Annotated in this window: 13 protein-coding genes; 4 read left to right on the forward strand and 9 right to left on the reverse strand. The window is 59.2% G+C overall.

Annotation, left to right across the window (positions count from 1 at the left end; genetic code table 11):
- Positions 1 to 329 precede the first annotated feature (329 nt).
- The gene (locus AC0L3U_RS28980; protein WP_007606608.1) at positions 330 to 971 is read left to right on the forward strand and encodes a ParA family protein; all 642 of its coding nucleotides are present in this window, start codon (positions 330 to 332) and stop codon (positions 969 to 971) included.
- A gap of 49 nt (positions 972 to 1020) precedes the next feature.
- On the opposite strand, the gene AC0L3U_RS28985 is transcribed toward AC0L3U_RS28980, so the two are convergent.
- Positions 1021 to 1413: a hypothetical protein gene (locus AC0L3U_RS28985; RefSeq protein WP_231171146.1), complete on the reverse strand. Its 393-nt coding sequence runs from the start codon at positions 1411 to 1413 to the stop codon at positions 1021 to 1023.
- Between the two features lie 419 nt (positions 1414 to 1832).
- Between AC0L3U_RS28985 and AC0L3U_RS28990 the strand changes: the two genes are divergently transcribed.
- Positions 1833 to 3188: an exopolysaccharide biosynthesis polyprenyl glycosylphosphotransferase gene (locus AC0L3U_RS28990; protein ID WP_473364112.1), complete on the forward strand. Its 1356-nt coding sequence runs from the start codon at positions 1833 to 1835 to the stop codon at positions 3186 to 3188.
- Between the two features lie 76 nt (positions 3189 to 3264).
- Here the strand turns inward: AC0L3U_RS28990 and AC0L3U_RS28995 are convergent, their stop codons facing one another.
- A complete protein-coding gene (locus tag AC0L3U_RS28995) occupies positions 3265 to 4014 on the reverse strand; it encodes a class I SAM-dependent methyltransferase (protein WP_007606603.1) in 750 nt (249 codons plus the stop codon).
- A gap of 149 nt (positions 4015 to 4163) precedes the next feature.
- Complete coding sequence (locus AC0L3U_RS29000) at positions 4164 to 5561, reverse strand: lipopolysaccharide biosynthesis protein (protein ID WP_473364113.1); 1398 nt, start codon at positions 5559 to 5561, stop codon at positions 4164 to 4166.
- Between the two features lie 269 nt (positions 5562 to 5830).
- Here AC0L3U_RS29000 and AC0L3U_RS29005 point away from each other — a divergent pair, with 269 nt between their 5' ends.
- Both AC0L3U_RS29005 and AC0L3U_RS29010 read left to right on the forward strand, forming a co-directional pair.
- Positions 5831 to 6982, forward strand: a complete 1152-nt coding sequence (locus AC0L3U_RS29005) for a glycosyltransferase (RefSeq protein WP_473364114.1) — start codon at positions 5831 to 5833, stop codon at positions 6980 to 6982.
- Positions 6979 to 8427, forward strand: coding sequence for a hypothetical protein (locus AC0L3U_RS29010; RefSeq protein ID WP_473364115.1), 1449 nt, complete (start codon positions 6979 to 6981; stop codon positions 8425 to 8427). Before AC0L3U_RS29005 ends, AC0L3U_RS29010 begins: the two co-directional genes overlap by 4 nt.
- Here the strand turns inward: AC0L3U_RS29010 and AC0L3U_RS29015 are convergent.
- The 6 genes from AC0L3U_RS29015 to AC0L3U_RS29040 all read right to left on the reverse strand — a co-directional run bounded on the left by AC0L3U_RS29015 (position 8348) and on the right by AC0L3U_RS29040 (position 15751).
- On the reverse strand, positions 8348 to 9334 hold the full coding sequence (locus AC0L3U_RS29015) for a glycosyltransferase (protein ID WP_473364116.1): 987 nt from the start codon (positions 9332 to 9334) through the stop codon (positions 8348 to 8350). The two genes, AC0L3U_RS29010 and AC0L3U_RS29015, sit on opposite strands and share 80 nt — an antisense overlap.
- 1 nt (position 9335) lies before the next feature.
- Complete coding sequence (locus AC0L3U_RS29020; RefSeq protein WP_473364117.1) at positions 9336 to 10496, reverse strand: glycosyltransferase family 4 protein; 1161 nt, start codon at positions 10494 to 10496, stop codon at positions 9336 to 9338.
- Positions 10484 to 11299 (reverse strand): hypothetical protein, encoded by an 816-nt coding sequence (locus tag AC0L3U_RS29025; RefSeq protein ID WP_473364118.1) that lies wholly within the window; start codon positions 11297 to 11299, stop codon positions 10484 to 10486. Before AC0L3U_RS29025 ends, AC0L3U_RS29020 begins: the two co-directional genes overlap by 13 nt.
- Positions 11241 to 13508: a polysaccharide biosynthesis tyrosine autokinase gene (locus AC0L3U_RS29030; RefSeq protein ID WP_473364119.1), complete on the reverse strand. Its 2268-nt coding sequence runs from the start codon at positions 13506 to 13508 to the stop codon at positions 11241 to 11243. Before AC0L3U_RS29030 ends, AC0L3U_RS29025 begins: the two co-directional genes overlap by 59 nt.
- Before the next feature lie 78 nt (positions 13509 to 13586).
- The gene (locus AC0L3U_RS29035) at positions 13587 to 14231 is read right to left on the reverse strand and encodes a hypothetical protein (protein WP_473364120.1); all 645 of its coding nucleotides are present in this window, start codon (positions 14229 to 14231) and stop codon (positions 13587 to 13589) included.
- A 125-nt stretch (positions 14232 to 14356) separates the two neighbouring features.
- Complete coding sequence (locus AC0L3U_RS29040; protein ID WP_473291707.1) at positions 14357 to 15751, reverse strand: O-antigen ligase family protein; 1395 nt, start codon at positions 15749 to 15751, stop codon at positions 14357 to 14359.
- Positions 15752 to 15770: the final 19 nt, after the last annotated feature.

The raw sequence follows: 15770 nt of genomic DNA on the forward strand, positions 1-15770 counted from the left end.
CCCCTTCTCGCCTCCGTTAAGCTACTGTTAACGGAGCGCCGCGGTGCGTGCAAGATCAGAATTTAATTCCCGCCAACTTAAATCTCAGGCAACGTCATATTGTGGTTAACTGCGATTTGGCTGATCACCCCGAGCACGAAACGGCAATCTCGCGTAAGCCGAAGCCCGCATGGTCTCATTGAGGCGGCCGGCAGCGGTCTAAGCGTGCGGAGAACGTCGCGGGGCCGTGGTCGCGGGCTCGATTTTATTGATTTTGCTGACGCGACAGCCGGCATCCTGGTACGGCTCCCGGAGATCACTAGAAACGAGGCCCGCGGTCTTCGCTGTTCATGAGCACGATCATTACAGTCGCCCAACGCAAAGGTGGCGTCGGCAAAACCACGCTCGCTGTTTGTATCACCGCGGAACTCGCCAGGCGCGGTCACGGCATATCCTTGGTTGATGCAGATCCGCAGCGCTCCGCGTCCCTGTGGGCCGAGCCCGGCCAGCTCGAATTTCCCGTTCACGAGATAGGCTTGGGCTTGGATACCATCTCCGTATGGACGCGCGATGTCTTGAGCGTGCAATCCGAGTTGCTCGTCATCGATACCGCGCCAAACGAGCGCGAGATGGGGGCCTCCATCGCGCTGGCCAATCTGATCCTCATCCCCTGCACGGCGTCAGGGCTCGATCTCGAAGCCACTGCCGCAACACTCGCGATCATTGCAGCAGTGCGCGCCCGTCGCCGTTTGCCCGCACAGGTGATTTTGGTTCCCAATAGGCTTGACGCAAGAACCTTGGAAGGCCGCCAGCTGGTTCAGGAATTGCAGACTTTTGGCGAGATGGTGGCGCCCGCAATTTCAGCACGGTCGGCCTTCGTCCGCTCATTCGCGATGGGACAATCGGTCGCAAGTTTTGCACCCGATGAACCCGCAGATTTCGAGATTCGCGCGCTTGCCGACACCGTTGAGGATGCTCTCGCCCGCCCCTAAGGACGTCCTTGTGGAAAACACGCAGCAGATTTAATTCGGACGCCCGCTTTCAAAATTTCTCGCGAAACTCGAAGCGAAAATCCTTCTGCGAGGGCATCGTACCAAGGATGGCCTCTTTGCGGCCATAACCGGGAACCGCGGCCTGGGTGCACGCGGTGCTCTTGAAATAACAAACCTGGATCTGGATCGCTTTCGGACAATTGTTCTCGGCGCTGATGACATGGTCAAAAAGGTTGGGGCTGGTTGCAAACGGTCGCGCGAATCCCCCAACGCTGAGACACGGCTTCCCACTGAAATCACGGTGGCGGAGAATCTCGGTGTTGCCGCTGCTGCTGATCTTGGGCTGCGGCACCTCACGCGGCCGGTAGGTTCCGCCCACCTCGGGTCTCGTGCCAAGGCCCGTCAGCGGATCCGTTGTCCCTTGCGCCGCCGCCGGCGACACGACCAGCAAGGTAGCAATCGCAGCAGAAGCAACGAGCGACTGTTGCAACCGTTGAGGGGGATGCATGCAAGGGCCTATCTGCGCCATGGATTGACAAACTGTGAGATTGCGAACGGTAAATAAACAGTTAAAGTGGCTGAAACGTTAAGATACATCTTTGATCGGTCGAGATTTGATAATTATTTGTTAGGGGTGCGTAGCGGATGCGTCGCGAAGTTGGAATGGGCCGGCATGCGCCCGGTCGGCGAGCACCTCCGCTGCACCGCGAAGATCATCCGTCGCACAGCGGGCCCGATTCTCGGACCGATCAGGCAGCCGCCCCCTCCACCGAGACGTCCTCGCCGCTCCGGCCAACGCGCAAATCAGTTTGGCCGTTGGGGCTGGGGCTGCAACCAGGCGCGCGGGTCGCATTCCGACTGTTGAGCCTCGAGTTCTTGACGGTCACGGCGGCCGCCTATTTGGCAAGCAAGCTTTATCACCACGCTGTTGTCCCCGACGCCACCGCCGCCGCCCGTTATCTCCCGGCAGCTCTCCTGCTCGCAACACTCTATTGCGTGAGCACGCTTTGGCTCGGCGACCCAGCCCTTCTGCTAGCTTTCCGCCGCCGGCAATTGCTCTGGAATGCCGTCCGGGCCACCGTCCTGTCGTTCTGCTTTTTGTTGAGCGGAATGTTTCTCCTCAAGACGTCCTTGGAATATTCACGCGGCGCATTTTTCGCACAACTGGTGACCGTGTGCCTCGCCACGTTGGCGTTGCGTGGCATCCTGATTCGGCGTCAGGAGCGGGCGCTCGGCCAAGGACGACTGGCCCTGCGCCGCGCCTTTCTGATCGGCGATCCTGCAGCCTCCAGTGCATTGTCAAAGCGCCTTGACGCGAACGGGGTCGTCACCATTGCTCAATTCCCGCTCTCAAGCCTGGATGCCGATCAACCCGCCTCCATGACCCGAGAGCTGATTGAGGCCTGCCGCTCATTGGCCGTGGATGAGATTTTTGTTCTGCCCCAACCAAGCGAGCTTGAAAGCGTAAGGCCCGTGCTTGACCAGCTGTCGCAGCTGCCGGTCGCGGTCCACGTCATGGTGCCGGGACTTGATGGGCTGCTGTCGTCGTCAGAGATTTCCGCGTTCGGCGACGTCACAACCATGAAGGTGCAGGGTGAACCGCTATCCGCCGCTGACGAGCTTCTCAAGCGAGGTTTCGACATCGTTGTCAGCGCATTGCTGTTGGTGACGTTGGCCCCACTAATGTTGATGATTGGGGCCCTTGTTAAATTGACGAGCCCAGGTCCCGCCCTGTTTCGTCAGGTCCGTCACGGCTTCAACAATAAAGCCATCACTGTGTTGAAGTTTCGCACTATGCAGGTGCGCACGGATGACAAGTGTGAGGATTTCCGCCAGGCAGCGCGTAACGACGACCGAGTGACATGGGTCGGGGCAATGTTGAGAGCGACCAGCATTGATGAGTTGCCACAGCTCTTCAACGTGCTGCGCGGCGAGATGTCCCTGGTCGGTCCGAGGCCGCACGCCGTTGCCCATAATAAGATGTTCGAGGAGCGCATCCCGCCTCTATCGCGACGTCACAACGTCAAACCCGGCATTACCGGTTGGGCTCAGGTCAACAGGCTCAGAGGGGAAACCGACACGCTGGAAAAGATGCAAAGGCGCATCGACCACGATCTGTTCTATGTCGACAATTGGTCGTTTTACTTCGACCTCAAAATCATGTTCCTGACCGCCCTGTTGCTCTTGTCGAGGAAGAACTACCAAAACAGCTATTGATTACGGAGGAACTTGATTTGGGTCGGTCGGATCAGCCCCCGGTAGGGGCAGCGAATAACACGTTGCGCGCCCCTTCTCACAGCTTGCGAGCCACCGCCGTGAGGTTTTGGCTGTAGATTCCAGCTGCGGTTTCGCCCGTCTCGACTGCGATGAAGAAGCGCAACCCCAGGCGCAGCAGGTTCCAAAACATCCAGCGGACTGCGCTTTTCAGCCCATGCACGACCGGCTCATCTTCAAAGCACTCAACCTGCCCAAATCCGCCGGCGCGCAGCACAGCTCCGAGCGATTGCTGCGTGAACGCAAGCTCGTGAGTGAAATCGCCGTAGCGGATTCGCCCAAAAAACGGTGATTCGGCGTTCGGCGCATGGATGATCCAGCGCCCATTTGGCTTGAGCACCCGCCTCACCTCGGCGACCAGGCGAAGCAAATCCTGCTTCTTAAGGTGCTCAATCACATCGTAAGTCACGACCACATCCAGGACATCGGCCGCGGTCTGTTCGATTTCGGCAAACAGATCCCCTTGGCGGACTTCGCTAATCCCCAGACGATGCGCAATCGCGACTTGTTCCGCTGACCCATCGACGCCCAACAGCTGAACGTAGCCCTCGCGACGGGCGGCAAGCAGCAGCACTCCATATCCGCAGCCGAGATCAAGAATAAACGCGTTTCGATCAGCCGGGAAGAACCTGCGCACGAGATCACGCAAGATGACTAAGCGCGGCGCAAGATCGTTTTCGTTGACTGGCGCCCGCCCGAAACCTCCGGAGGAGACATATCGCTCATACATAAATTGGTTGGCGTCTTCATCATTTGGCAGACCTGACATCAAGATGCTCGTTCTATGTTGCCGGTGCAAAGGACAGCTCGGGGAGGCAGCTGCGTTCGGCGATGCCGCCTCAAATCATTACAAAATGAAAACCCATTATGTTTCACAACACCTCTTAAGCGATGAGATGCTTGGCCTGTTCGGGAGACTCATCGTGAACCGCCCCGGCCGCCCAGCGGGGCGCGCAGATGGTGCTGGATCCGTCTGACCAAACCCGAGACATTTGCAGCTTCGCGCGCGATTGCACTTAACGGAAGACCAAGCCAGCGGTTAAGGCAGATCCATAGCACGACCGCAATCGCAACCTCGCCGCAAATGGGGCCGATCAACATTCCGTAAATCTTGAAATTCGGAACCAGCGCCGAGCCGAGCACCAGCGATGCAAGCGAGACGGCCAGCACCAAAACCGACACGACGCGCATGGCATTCACGCTAATCAGGACCTGCGCTGCGATTCGACCCGGCAGACTAGCCGCGGACATGACAAGGAAAAGCGCCATCACCGGGTGGTGAAAGGCCACCCGTGAATGGGTCCACCAGTCGAAGATGACCGGGCCAAGCACCATTAGGAATGACGTAACCGCGATCAAGACGAGCGTAGATAGTTGTACGATCACCGCGGTGAGGCGAACGACCTGTTGCGGCTCGCCGCGTCCGGCCGAATGGCTGATTTCGACGCCGACCGGCGCCATCAACATGAAGAAGAGCTGATCGACAAGCCGCATTGCGGTCGCATACACGGCATACACCGCGACCGCCGGTCCTCCCATCAAGGTGCCAAGCACGAGCCGCGGTCCTTGAACCAGAACGCCTTGGGTCGCCAGGTTGAAACAGGCGAACCCCAGTGCGGGTTTGAGCTGATCGCGAAAGAAGCGTCCATCCATAACGCGGAAATCCAGGCGCGCCCAGGGTGCCGCTGAGCGGGCAAGACAAACGATGATGATGAGGTCAACTAGGGCGACAGCCGCCATGATGGCCGCAAGGTACACCGGACGGACGCCGAGGACGCCGACGGAGTAGATCGACGCGCCGAGTTCGACAAACTTTACACCTGCGGCAATGTTATAAGCAGCTCCATAGCGTCCCGCCGAAAAGAGCACCCCGGCCATGAAGCCGCGAAGCGTCTCGCAACAAAGTTGCAGCGCGCCGAGCGCCAGTATGAGCATGACCGCGCCTGACGAGAATTCCGCTAGATTGAACCAGTCGACGAGCGGCAGCGAAGCTGCCAGCGCCAGGATTGCGGCGAGCAGGATCGGAAACGGGCCAAGAGCTAGATTGCAGGACATCTGAAAGCAGCGTTGCGCGCGCACCTGATCGCCAGCGGCAACCAGCATGATGAGCTCGTTCGTCGCGGCGGCCACGAGGCCAAGATTGGCATAGGCTAGATAGGAGACGAGCGCGTTGATCGTCATCCACTGGCCGTAACCTTCAAGCCCCCATGTCGCAATGAGCACAGGGATCAGCGCCACGGTGTTGAGCACTACGGCAACACGCCAAGCCCCTTGCCCCAGGAGGCCAATCGCAAGCCGCTTGATCAGGGCCGGCATGGATAAAATCCGGCGCAAGCGCGACGAGTATAGTAACGGTCAATATTCATCTTGCCTTGCCTTGCGCTGCAGGTCCCGTCTTGCCCTTCAACATGCGCTTGACCACAGAACTGTCTCTCTAATGGAGAAATCGGGCCGGTTCGCCCTTGGTAGGTCTTTTACGTTAATTTTCGATCGCTCAGCGCAAGTGACCGCCGCCCACCTTTTCGGCCCGATTCGGGCTACAACACCGCCATTGACCTTCACGCCGAAAGCTCCGCAATCCTGCAATGAGCCATTCTGCACGCATTCTCCTGGTCGGAAATTACGCCCCGGATCGCCAGTTTTCGATGCTGCGCTATACATCCTGGCTCGCCGCGGCCTTGCGGCGCCAGGGGTTCGAGGTCGACCTTATCGCGCCCTCGGTTCGCCTCGCGAAACTAGCCTCCGGCCAAGGCCCAGCCCGCAAATGGCTGGGCTTCGTGGACAAGTTTCTGCTTTTCGCGGCCGAGCTCAAGGTGCGGGCTTCACGCTACGATTGGGTCCACATCGCAGACCACTCGAATGCGCCATACGTGCTGTTGCTTGGCTCGACGCCATCGAGCATCACTTGCCACGACCTCATCCCGATCAAGGTCCTGTCCGGCGAGGTCGAAGGCCAGCGCCTACCCTCAACAGGACGCTATCTCCAGCGGCTCATCCGCCTGTCCCTTCATCACGTCGCCAACATTGCCTTTGTCTCCGCGCCGACGCAGGCCGATTTCACGCGCCTGATTGGGCTCCCCTCAGGAACCAGTGATGTCATTCCCAACCCGGTCATAGGGTTCGGCGGTATGGATCAGAACCGCGCGCTCGAGCTCTTGCGGCAGGCGGACTTGCCCGTTGACCGTCCGTTTCTGCTCCATGTTGGAAGCAATATCTGGTACAAGAATCGAGGGGGCGCGGTCGAGTTGTTCGGTCTTTTGCGCGATCATCCCGAATGGGAGCCGTCGCTTCGCGACGCGTTGATGGTCTGCGTAGGACCGCCGCTTCCCGAAGACGCCACGCGAATAGCTTCGAATTGGCAGCGGAACTTGATTGTCTTGAGCGAGGCATCGAACGAATTGATCGAGGCTCTGTATATGCGGGCCGAGGCCTTGCTTTACCCATCATATGAAGAAGGGTTCGGCTGGCCGATCATCGAAGCTCAGGCCTGCGGCTGCCCGGTGATCACCACCGACAAGGAGCCCATGCGAAGCATCGCAGGACCAGCCGCCCTCTTGATCGATCCTCACCAACCGCAAAAATCAGCAGCCACGATTGCGAGAAACTGGGCCTGGCTGACCTCACAATCCGAAGCCGCGCGCAGTCACGCTGGATCCTTTTCGGAGGATGTTGCCGCAGCGCGCTACGCCACGTTCCTGGTCAAGGTGCTGGCTGAGCGCAAGGATCGCATGCCGTGAATTTGCTTTTGACAATCCCGCGTTTCGGAACGGCCTTGCTGCTCAGCGGCCTTGTCCTTCTGCTGTGGCCCAACCTGACGCTGTTTGTAGCTGTAGCCTTCTGCGGTTTGATGATTGGCCTCGCGACGCTTTATGCCGCGATCGACGATCGCAAGGCCCTGCGCATCTCCTGGATCCTCAGCACCTCGCTGCTGTTTGCCTATGACGGCGGTTCGGTGTCGACCTATCTCAGCGCGCCATCGGCTCCGGAGTTTGCCATCATGGTGAAGGATCGTCCGATCGAGCTGATTTCATCGACGCTGGCTTTGGTCAACATCATCTGCGGCCTGCTCCTGATCGTAGGACAGCTCGAGAGCCCCGTGACCAAGACAGCGGAAGCGACCGAAGACAGCTGGTTCTCCTTCGCTTTGGCGACCTTCGGGCTCATATTGATCGTCGCTGCTTATCTCGCTGGTGACCTCGGCTACATGGGTATTCAGATCGACGAAGCCGGTCGCATCACGGTCCTTGGTGCGGCGGCCGCTCTGTTTCAGGGGCCACTCGCCGGCATCGCTGGCTTCATGCTGGCGCGAAGCCGGCGGCGCACGATGACAGTATTTTATGCAGCGGTCGTCTTGATGGTCGTCCTCGCGGCTGTCCCGACCGGCCGCCGGCCCATCGTGTTGATCTTGATTGTTGCCACGTTGGGGTTTTCGTTGGCCGGCGGGTTACAACGGCTCTCTTTGTCTCGAAAACTGCTGGGCGTTGCCTGCGGTGGGGCCGTTGCCTATGTCATGAGTTCGTATTTCTTTGCTCTGCGGCTTGCAGGATGGGAGCTGGGCACCGATGCCACTCTGGCTGACCAGATGAGCCTGGGCCTGGAATTTTTGGTCTCCCCCTCGCTGCAGGATCGTTTTACAACGCTGTTCTACGAAAACGTTCGAGAGCGGACGTTTCTCCTGGGCTACCTTGCCGATTTGATGGAGGCCGTATCCAACTCCGCTCCGCTTTACGGGGAGGCGCTGCTCTACTACGTGCGACTGTGCATCCCTTCAGCACTCGACCCCGGCAAGGACCAAATCATCGCCTTGCAGATGGTCGAGGCCCTGGCGCATCCGAAGCTGGGATTGCCTGTGATCGATCAGGCCAACACGATTCTAACGGACGGGATGACTGATTTTGGAGTTATTGGTGCCGGGCTTTACGCGCTCGTGATGCTTGTCCTCCTGCGGGGTGCCATCTTTCTGATTCAGAAATTCCCGGCTCCGATCACCGTCATGTTCGGCACTTTTGCCATCATCCATCTGGCGCTCAAGCCAGAACTCACACTGGACGAATATCTTGTGCCCTTGCGCAATCTCGCAGTGATCGTCCCAGTGATGTGGCTCATTGAGGCGATGACAGGAATGGCCTTCTTACGACGCTTGGCGCATCGACAGGATGAACAGCGGCATCCAGTGATTTGACTGCGGATCGTGCACCGGGCGTCGTGGCACCTAGCGCGGTTGGTGCCGTGGTGATTCGGCGATAGGCCATACCGCTGATCTGCTGACGACGAAGCTTTCGAGGACCGTTGATCAGATAGTATTTGATGGCATCCGCAAGGTGGCCCCGTTGAGCCCTGCTGGTAAGCAACGCACGGAAGCCGCCATTGCTCGCCCGTTTGCCGTCAGCCCTGACCGCTGCAGCCGAGGTAAGGCATACCCGCATGCCCGCATTCCATGTTGCACGACCAAGCTCGACATCGGACATGAAGAGAAAATATCTCTCGTCCAGCCCGCCGATCCGATCCCAGAGCGTCCTGCGAACAACGACGCACGATGACTGCACCCAATCGACTTCGCTCGAAATCACCGAGCCGTCGGTCAGTGATTCATTCAGATAGAGTTCACTCCCGCTCTGCGGACTCAAGCGTCGCTTGACCTGTTCGGTCAGGGTCGGAAATGTTCTTGCGATCTCGACTGGGGCGCCATCATCACTGAATTGCAGAGGGGCCAGAACGCCGATCGAAGGGTCAGCGTCTGCCATTGCGATGAGGCGCTCAAGCGCATGGGGCTGATCCCACACCACGTCAGGATTGCACAGGACGACATAGCGTGAGGAGGGTAAAGCGGCAACGCCGAGGTTACAGCCCCTTGTATACCCGATATTTTCGCCAGGCTCGACAAGCAGAAATGCACCTTCCGGCGCGTCCCTGGACAAAGCGCGCCGCTCGCGCTCGTCCATCGAATTGTCTACCACCGCAACGGCAAGCGTCCTGGCAATCGTCTGACGGTGAAGCGAACTGATTCCCTCTAGCAAGCGCTGCGCCTTGAAGTGGTTGACGATGACCACGGCGGCGGCCGGCGTGACGTGATGCGAAGCGGCCGCCATTCTAACTCCCCCCGGTCCACATCGTCGGTCCAACTCCAAGCTCGCGTGCGAACTCGCGCGCCAAATGATCGTTCGTAATAATTGTCACCGGCCGCATGCGCCACTGGTTAGCCGCCGCGGAAAAGTCGGTCCAATCCTTCACTGCCACAGCAAACGCTGTGAGAATATCTGTCTTATTTCCATCCCCTAAATTTATAATGCACCGGCCGTCGGAAATAAATTCCAATGCGCCCAGTTTGTTAGTAACCATAACGGGCTTGCCATGCCATAGCGCCTCGAGCGGCGTAAGCCCGAAAGACTCAAAACGCGTTGGGCAAACGAAGTAATCGATGTCCTCGTAGAATTCTTCCCGATCGGTCACTCTCAGGGCCCCCCGGAAAAAAATACGCCCCGGCGCCGCGGCAACCTCCTGCGCGACCTTATTCTGATACCTTTCGGAGCCTGGGCGTGCCGCGCCCGCAACATGGAGCTCGGCGGGCGGAGCGTCATCTGTGGCCTGCCAGGCCACAAAAGCACGTGTGAGTTCCGCTAGGCCTTTTCGTGGGGCTATTTCGGCCAGGAAACCGAATCGAATGGGCCCGGGGCGGCGCGTTTGGGAACCGGCCAATGCGGGGCCAATGAATGGCTCCGGCAGGACAATCGACTTACTCCGAAATAAACCTGCCAGAAGCGAACTCTGAGCCTCCAACTGCGACGAGAAAATAATCCGTTGGCTCATCGCCAGTAAACTCAATTCAATCGACGCCAAGTAGGGGAATTTCTTGATATCCCGAGGGCGTTTAAATTCGGCGCGGGCGAGATTTCCCTTAGGGGTGTAGACAAGTCGCAGGCCCTTCCGGCGAGCCCGTGCTGCAATCCACCAGCCGATCGGGTTCCAGGCACCGGCAATGAACACGCAAGTGTAGCTACCAAGGTCGAGGCCCATCAGATCGCCGAGGGCGGGTCTCGACTTCAAAACATTTTGTGCGGGAAGCCGATCCAGGCATCCGGCGGCTTCGACCAGGCCATCCTTGCTCAAGATGTCCAATTGCACGCCGAGCTTTTCGAGCTCGCGTGCAAGCAGCAGCAGGCTCTCGGGGATCCCGCCGAACCCCAGGCAAAACCTGTGGGCTACTGTCAAAACCCGTGGCCGCGTAGGGCTGCTGACCGTCAACGCCTCCATGGACGATCGTCTTCCCGATCGATGCCCGGCACTGCGACCGAAGGCAGCAGCGCGCCTAGCGCCTTGGCAAAGCGTTCACGGCTCGGCTGTGGAACCGCGGCCAAACGGGCGAGAAGGCGGTCCCGCAAGATGGGGTTGGCAGCCGCAAAGATTGCAGCGGTTTCCTCATAAAGGCCGTTCTGCACCAGCATAGCGAATTCGTCCAAAACGGTTTGCGCCAGTGATGAATCAAGGCCCGGCAGCATCGCGAGGGCCACAGGATTGCGCTTGATCGCAATCCATCCCTCGTGTGGTCCCATCAAATATGACGTTCGCAGATAGGCGAGGTTGTCTGTCTTAAAGCCGCCGAACGCATTTTCGAACGAGAACAGCAACAGCCAAAGGTAAGCGTCTGCCGGCGCGCAGTGCAGCGCCGCCTTCACGCTGCCGAGGAGATTTCGCAGTCGCGAGTCGATGAGATCGGCCCGCCCTGCGGCAAACGCTTCCTCGTAGAGGTAGAGGTTCAGCACGGCCAATGAGCGCCTGGTGGAAGCCCTGCAGAAGCCAAAGACGTCGGCGCCTCTCGCATCGCCGATGTAGCTTGTAACGAGCTCGGTTGGAAAGCTTCGACCGGTCAGAATGGCCGCAGCGGTTCGATCGGCGCCTTCGGTTTGCCGAAACATTGGCAGGGTACCCGCAGCCCAACCGGCCAGCAGGCAGCCGCAGCAAGCGACCGCTGCGCGCAGCAGCCCGTTCGATTTGCTTCTAATCAGAATAGCCGTAGCGATTGTAATATTCGTTTCTGTAGTAGTCGTGGTGGCCATATCTCGACATCAGCTTTAGATCGGCCTTGTTCAGCACCACCCCAAGAATGTTCTCCCGCAGGCTGCGCGCGCCGTCCAGCGCATGCCGCACGATATCGATCTTGGTGCGTCCCCACTCGACGACGAAGACATAGGAATCGATGATGTCGGTTGTAGTCCTGACATCGACGACGGGCGCGAGCGGAGATAGATCGACCACTACGTAGTCATAGTTCTTCCGCAGGTCGTCGATCAGCGCCTTCATCGCCTGCGACGCCAGGATTTCGCTCGTATGCGCGGTGCGCGCAGCAACGACGGCGGGCAGGAAGTGCAGACCGGTATTGCCTTCCTGCCACACGACCTGCGAAAGTCCGTCGCGGCCGGCCATGACCTCGATCAAGCCACGGTTCGCATCGGGCGTAAGGCCGCGCGTCAGGGAAGGATTGCGCAGATCGCCATCGACCAGAATCGTTCGGGCTCCGCTCTGCGCCAGGAGCTCGGCGAATGCGGTGGCAACCGTCGACTTGCCCTCGTTCGGGAGCGAAGAGGTGAAGCCGATGACCTTGCCGGTCCCCGAACGTAGCGCAAGGTCAACTGCGACCTTGATTGAGCGGATGGATTCGGCGTAGCGGGAAAATGGCTCGTTGACCACATGCCAGTACAGGCTGCCGTTCAAAGCAATCGCACGGGGGCCGTTGAGCACCGCGGCAACCGGCAGACGTCCCTTTTGCTCTTCGATCTGCGGCAGAATTGCAATGCAATCTGTCTTCAGGACGGCCTTGACATCATCCGTAGTGCGGAAAACGTTCTCCGACAAATCACGGAAGCGTGCAATGGCGAGCCCGAGGAAAAGCCCTGCAAAGGCTGCGATCGGCATCACCAAGCTGAGCTTCGGCGCGCTCGCCTTCAGCGGGCGAGAAGCCTGCGTAATGACCCGCGCCTCGGTGATCGGAAATGACTGCTGCTGCACCGATTCCATGTAACGTTGCAGGAAGTTGTCGTACAGCGCTCGATAGGTCTGCGACGAACTCTCAAGGTCGCGCAACGAAACTTGAGCCTGATTGGTTGCCTGAGACTCCGTTACCGCGAGTGAAAGCTGCTTCTGAACACCAGCTTCACGCTGCGTTGCGATTTCGAGATCGCTTTTGTAGGACTCGGCCAGGCGACGCAGCTCATCCAGGATCGAACTGCGAATGCCTTGCATCTGATTGCGCAGATTGACCGCCGCAAGATGGCCACGGCCATACCGCGCCGACCAATCCGCCTCGCGCGTCGCCAGGTCGAGATATTGCGATCGGAGCTTGCTTACCACTTGATTGTTCAAAGTATCGGCGACCGTCCCATCGACCGTCGATTCCGGCGAGTCCATTTGGAGGACAGCCTGGATACGATCCAATCGCGCCTTGGCCTCCGAGGCCTGGGCTCTGGCGACAACGAGCTGGCTGTTGAGCTCGGCGAGCTGTTGCTCGTTCATCAGGCGACCGCCTGACTCCACGATATTGTTGTTGGCTTTGAACGCGACAACGGCGCGCTCGGCTGCAGACGCTTGATCGCGAAGCTCTTTGATGCGGTCCTGCAACCAGACACTGGCCCGCTTGGTCGCTTTATATTTGGAGTCGAGTTGGTCGACGACGTAAGCCTCCGCGACCGCATTTGCGATCTGCGCGGCGCGATCCGAGGAGAGGGACGTAAAGCTGATCTCGATGATGTAGGTGAGGCCCACGCGGCGTACGGTCAGATGCTTGGAGAACGCTTCAGCTGTCCGTCGCAGGGTTTCGAAGTCAGAGCGACTTGCGTCACCCGTAAACAGCCATGCGACGCCGCCGGAAATCATGCCAAGCAGCCCCGACCTGCCGCCGAACTCCGGATCCTCGGTCAGGTGAAGGTCTTTGATGACGGCGAGCGCAATCGTTTCCGATTTGAGAATTTGGACCTGGCTCTCGACGGCCGCGCTGTCGATGGGAATGTCTCCCAGAACCGACTGCTGCTGAAACAGCTGATTTTTGCGGGTATCGATGATCAAAGTGGCCGTCGCCGAATAGCTCGACGGCGTCGCGATCATATAGAGCAGCCCGAAACACAGGCTCGCTGCCACGATCGCCAGGATGAGTCGGTACTGGCGGTGCAAAAAACCGAGGAGACCCTTGACCGCTTCCGTCGAGGAGGCGACCTGATCCGTTGCGGCCCCGGCGTAGGCCACCGCCCGATCAAGACTGGGAAGTACGTTCATGGGTGTCCGCTATTCGAAAAAAGCCCAACCTGTCGATCGTGGCATGGAGCGGCAGCGATCGATCGGCCAAAATCGCGTCTATTGACTGGTACCCGTTGCAAGCAGAGTGGTCGTTCCCGATGTCGTGCCACCGCCGGAGACGCTGGACGTGTAGCTGAAGTTGGCAGTCGGCGTGCTGCCCCCATTGATAGCCTGAGGCGCGCCTGTGCTGCTTGGTGTGCCGGCAATCGCGTTCGTTTGGCCGCCAACACCACCACCACCGCCGCCGCCTGCGCCACCGCCGCCGCCCGTTGCAGCGGTTCCCTGGTCAGGCGCGACGCCCGAATAAGCCAGGAAGACATCCTGATCCTTGGTCTTGGCGATCGCCTGCAGAATATCGTTGGCATAGGCTTGGTCAGTCTTCACAACCACCTTTGCCGCCTGGCCCAGCGCGGAGCCGATTGCAGCCTTCTGATCCTTGCTGGCGTTGGGGATGAGCCCCATGATCGCGTCAAGGGATTTCGGATCAGCGATCGCAATCTCACGAAGCTGCGAGATCATGGCAGCGCCCCCGTTCGGGAATTGCTGCAGCACTTGCTGCGGATTGGCGTTGAACTGCTGAACCAGGCCCTGCTGCTGCCCCTGCTGAGCAAGCGCGCCCGCGGGCACAAGCAGGGTGCAAGATGCCGAAACCGCCAGCGCCGCAATCATGCGTCGCGAACAAAACCCACCGAAGGAGAACATAATCAACCCCTATTAAATATTATAATACCCATAACATGGCGGCTGGCAGCCCGCCAAGGCAAATGGCCCGTTTGCGCCTTTAGAAATAGCCCATCACCGGGTTAACCTTTACGCCGTCTCGCCCCTCACAACTTCCTTGCCCCGGCCCGAGAGGTCCGTTGAGCGAGCCCCATCCCGACAAGCGTCATGACGGTCACGGCCAGACCGGGCACCTGCAACGAGAAATCGACCATTGAATGCAAGACCGCCATGGCGCCGCAGACAAGGCCGGCAAGCGGAAAGATTGCCCCCTTTTGCCGCCGCAGTGAACCGAACAGCAATGCAAGCAGCGCCAGAATCCAGCCGAATCCCACCAGAGCCGCAAGCGGAATTCCGACCTCGGCGGCAAGTTCGAGGAGCGTGTTATGGGCGCGGTCCCAGATCCCCCAGATCGAAACATCGCCGCTCCGGAAACGCGGAAAGACCGATGCAAAAGTCCCCAAGCCCGTTCCAAAATAGGGATGTTGGGAGATGATTTGCCAGGTCGAAGCATACGCCTCCCATCGCCCTCCACCGCTCAAGCCATATTGACCGAGGCGCTCCCCGACCTGGCCGCCAAGCACAAGGAAAGACAGAGCGGCGCCCCCAAGGACCGGCAAACTCAACCATAATGCGGCCGCCCGGGATCGGATCTCTCGGTTAAAAAGGAACGCGATAGCGGCGCATATTCCGATGAGGGAAATCGAAATTCCGGCTCTCGAGCCCGTCAACATCATCGCGAGAAAACACAGCAGGAAACCTCCACAAGACGCGCTGAGGCTGAAATCCCAAGTCAGATTTGCAATCCGCCATCGGCTTTCCCAGAATACGTGTTGATTGAGCATCTCGCGAAACACGTGCAACGCCCAAAGAACCGAACAAACCCCGAAATAGATCGCCGCCGTATTGCGGTTTGGAAAGGTACTGCTCAACACCGACCGAAAAAGGACCTTCTCCCGCCACAGCACCATTTCTGGCGCGACGATATAGGCCGCGATACCGAAGAAGGCGTAGGCCACCCCTGCCCATGCAATGATCTTGAGCAGGCTTTCGGCATTTTGCCTGTCCATGCAAACCAGGTAGGAACACAACAGCGCGCCACTACAAGCCAAGGTGTTGCCGAGGGCAAAAAATGGCTGCCCCCTCACAGCTGAGAGCGGCGCGCTCGTTTCGCCAAGCAGGGAGGATAATTGGAGCCAAGCCATGTCGGGCAGGCTTTGCAACCACGGATTGGCGCTCAGTTGCTCGTGCAGCACCAAGGCATATCCCGCCCCAACGAGAGCGAGAAAGGCAATGACGCTCCAGTCCCGAGGCGTTCGCAACCGAGGGCGCACACACAGCAGGGCAATCCCCAGACCAGCAACCACGGCGCTGACTGCAATGGGATCGGTCGCGCCGTAGGGAAGAGGCGCAACGGCGATCGTCGCGCCAAGCAGACCGGTTGCAAGCCGGTTGTCTCGCGTACGTTGAACCTGGTTCTTGGCGTCAGACGAGATGCTCACGTCGCCAGCTCGCGATCAG

This window comes from Bradyrhizobium sp. Kon69 (assembly GCF_055807515.1).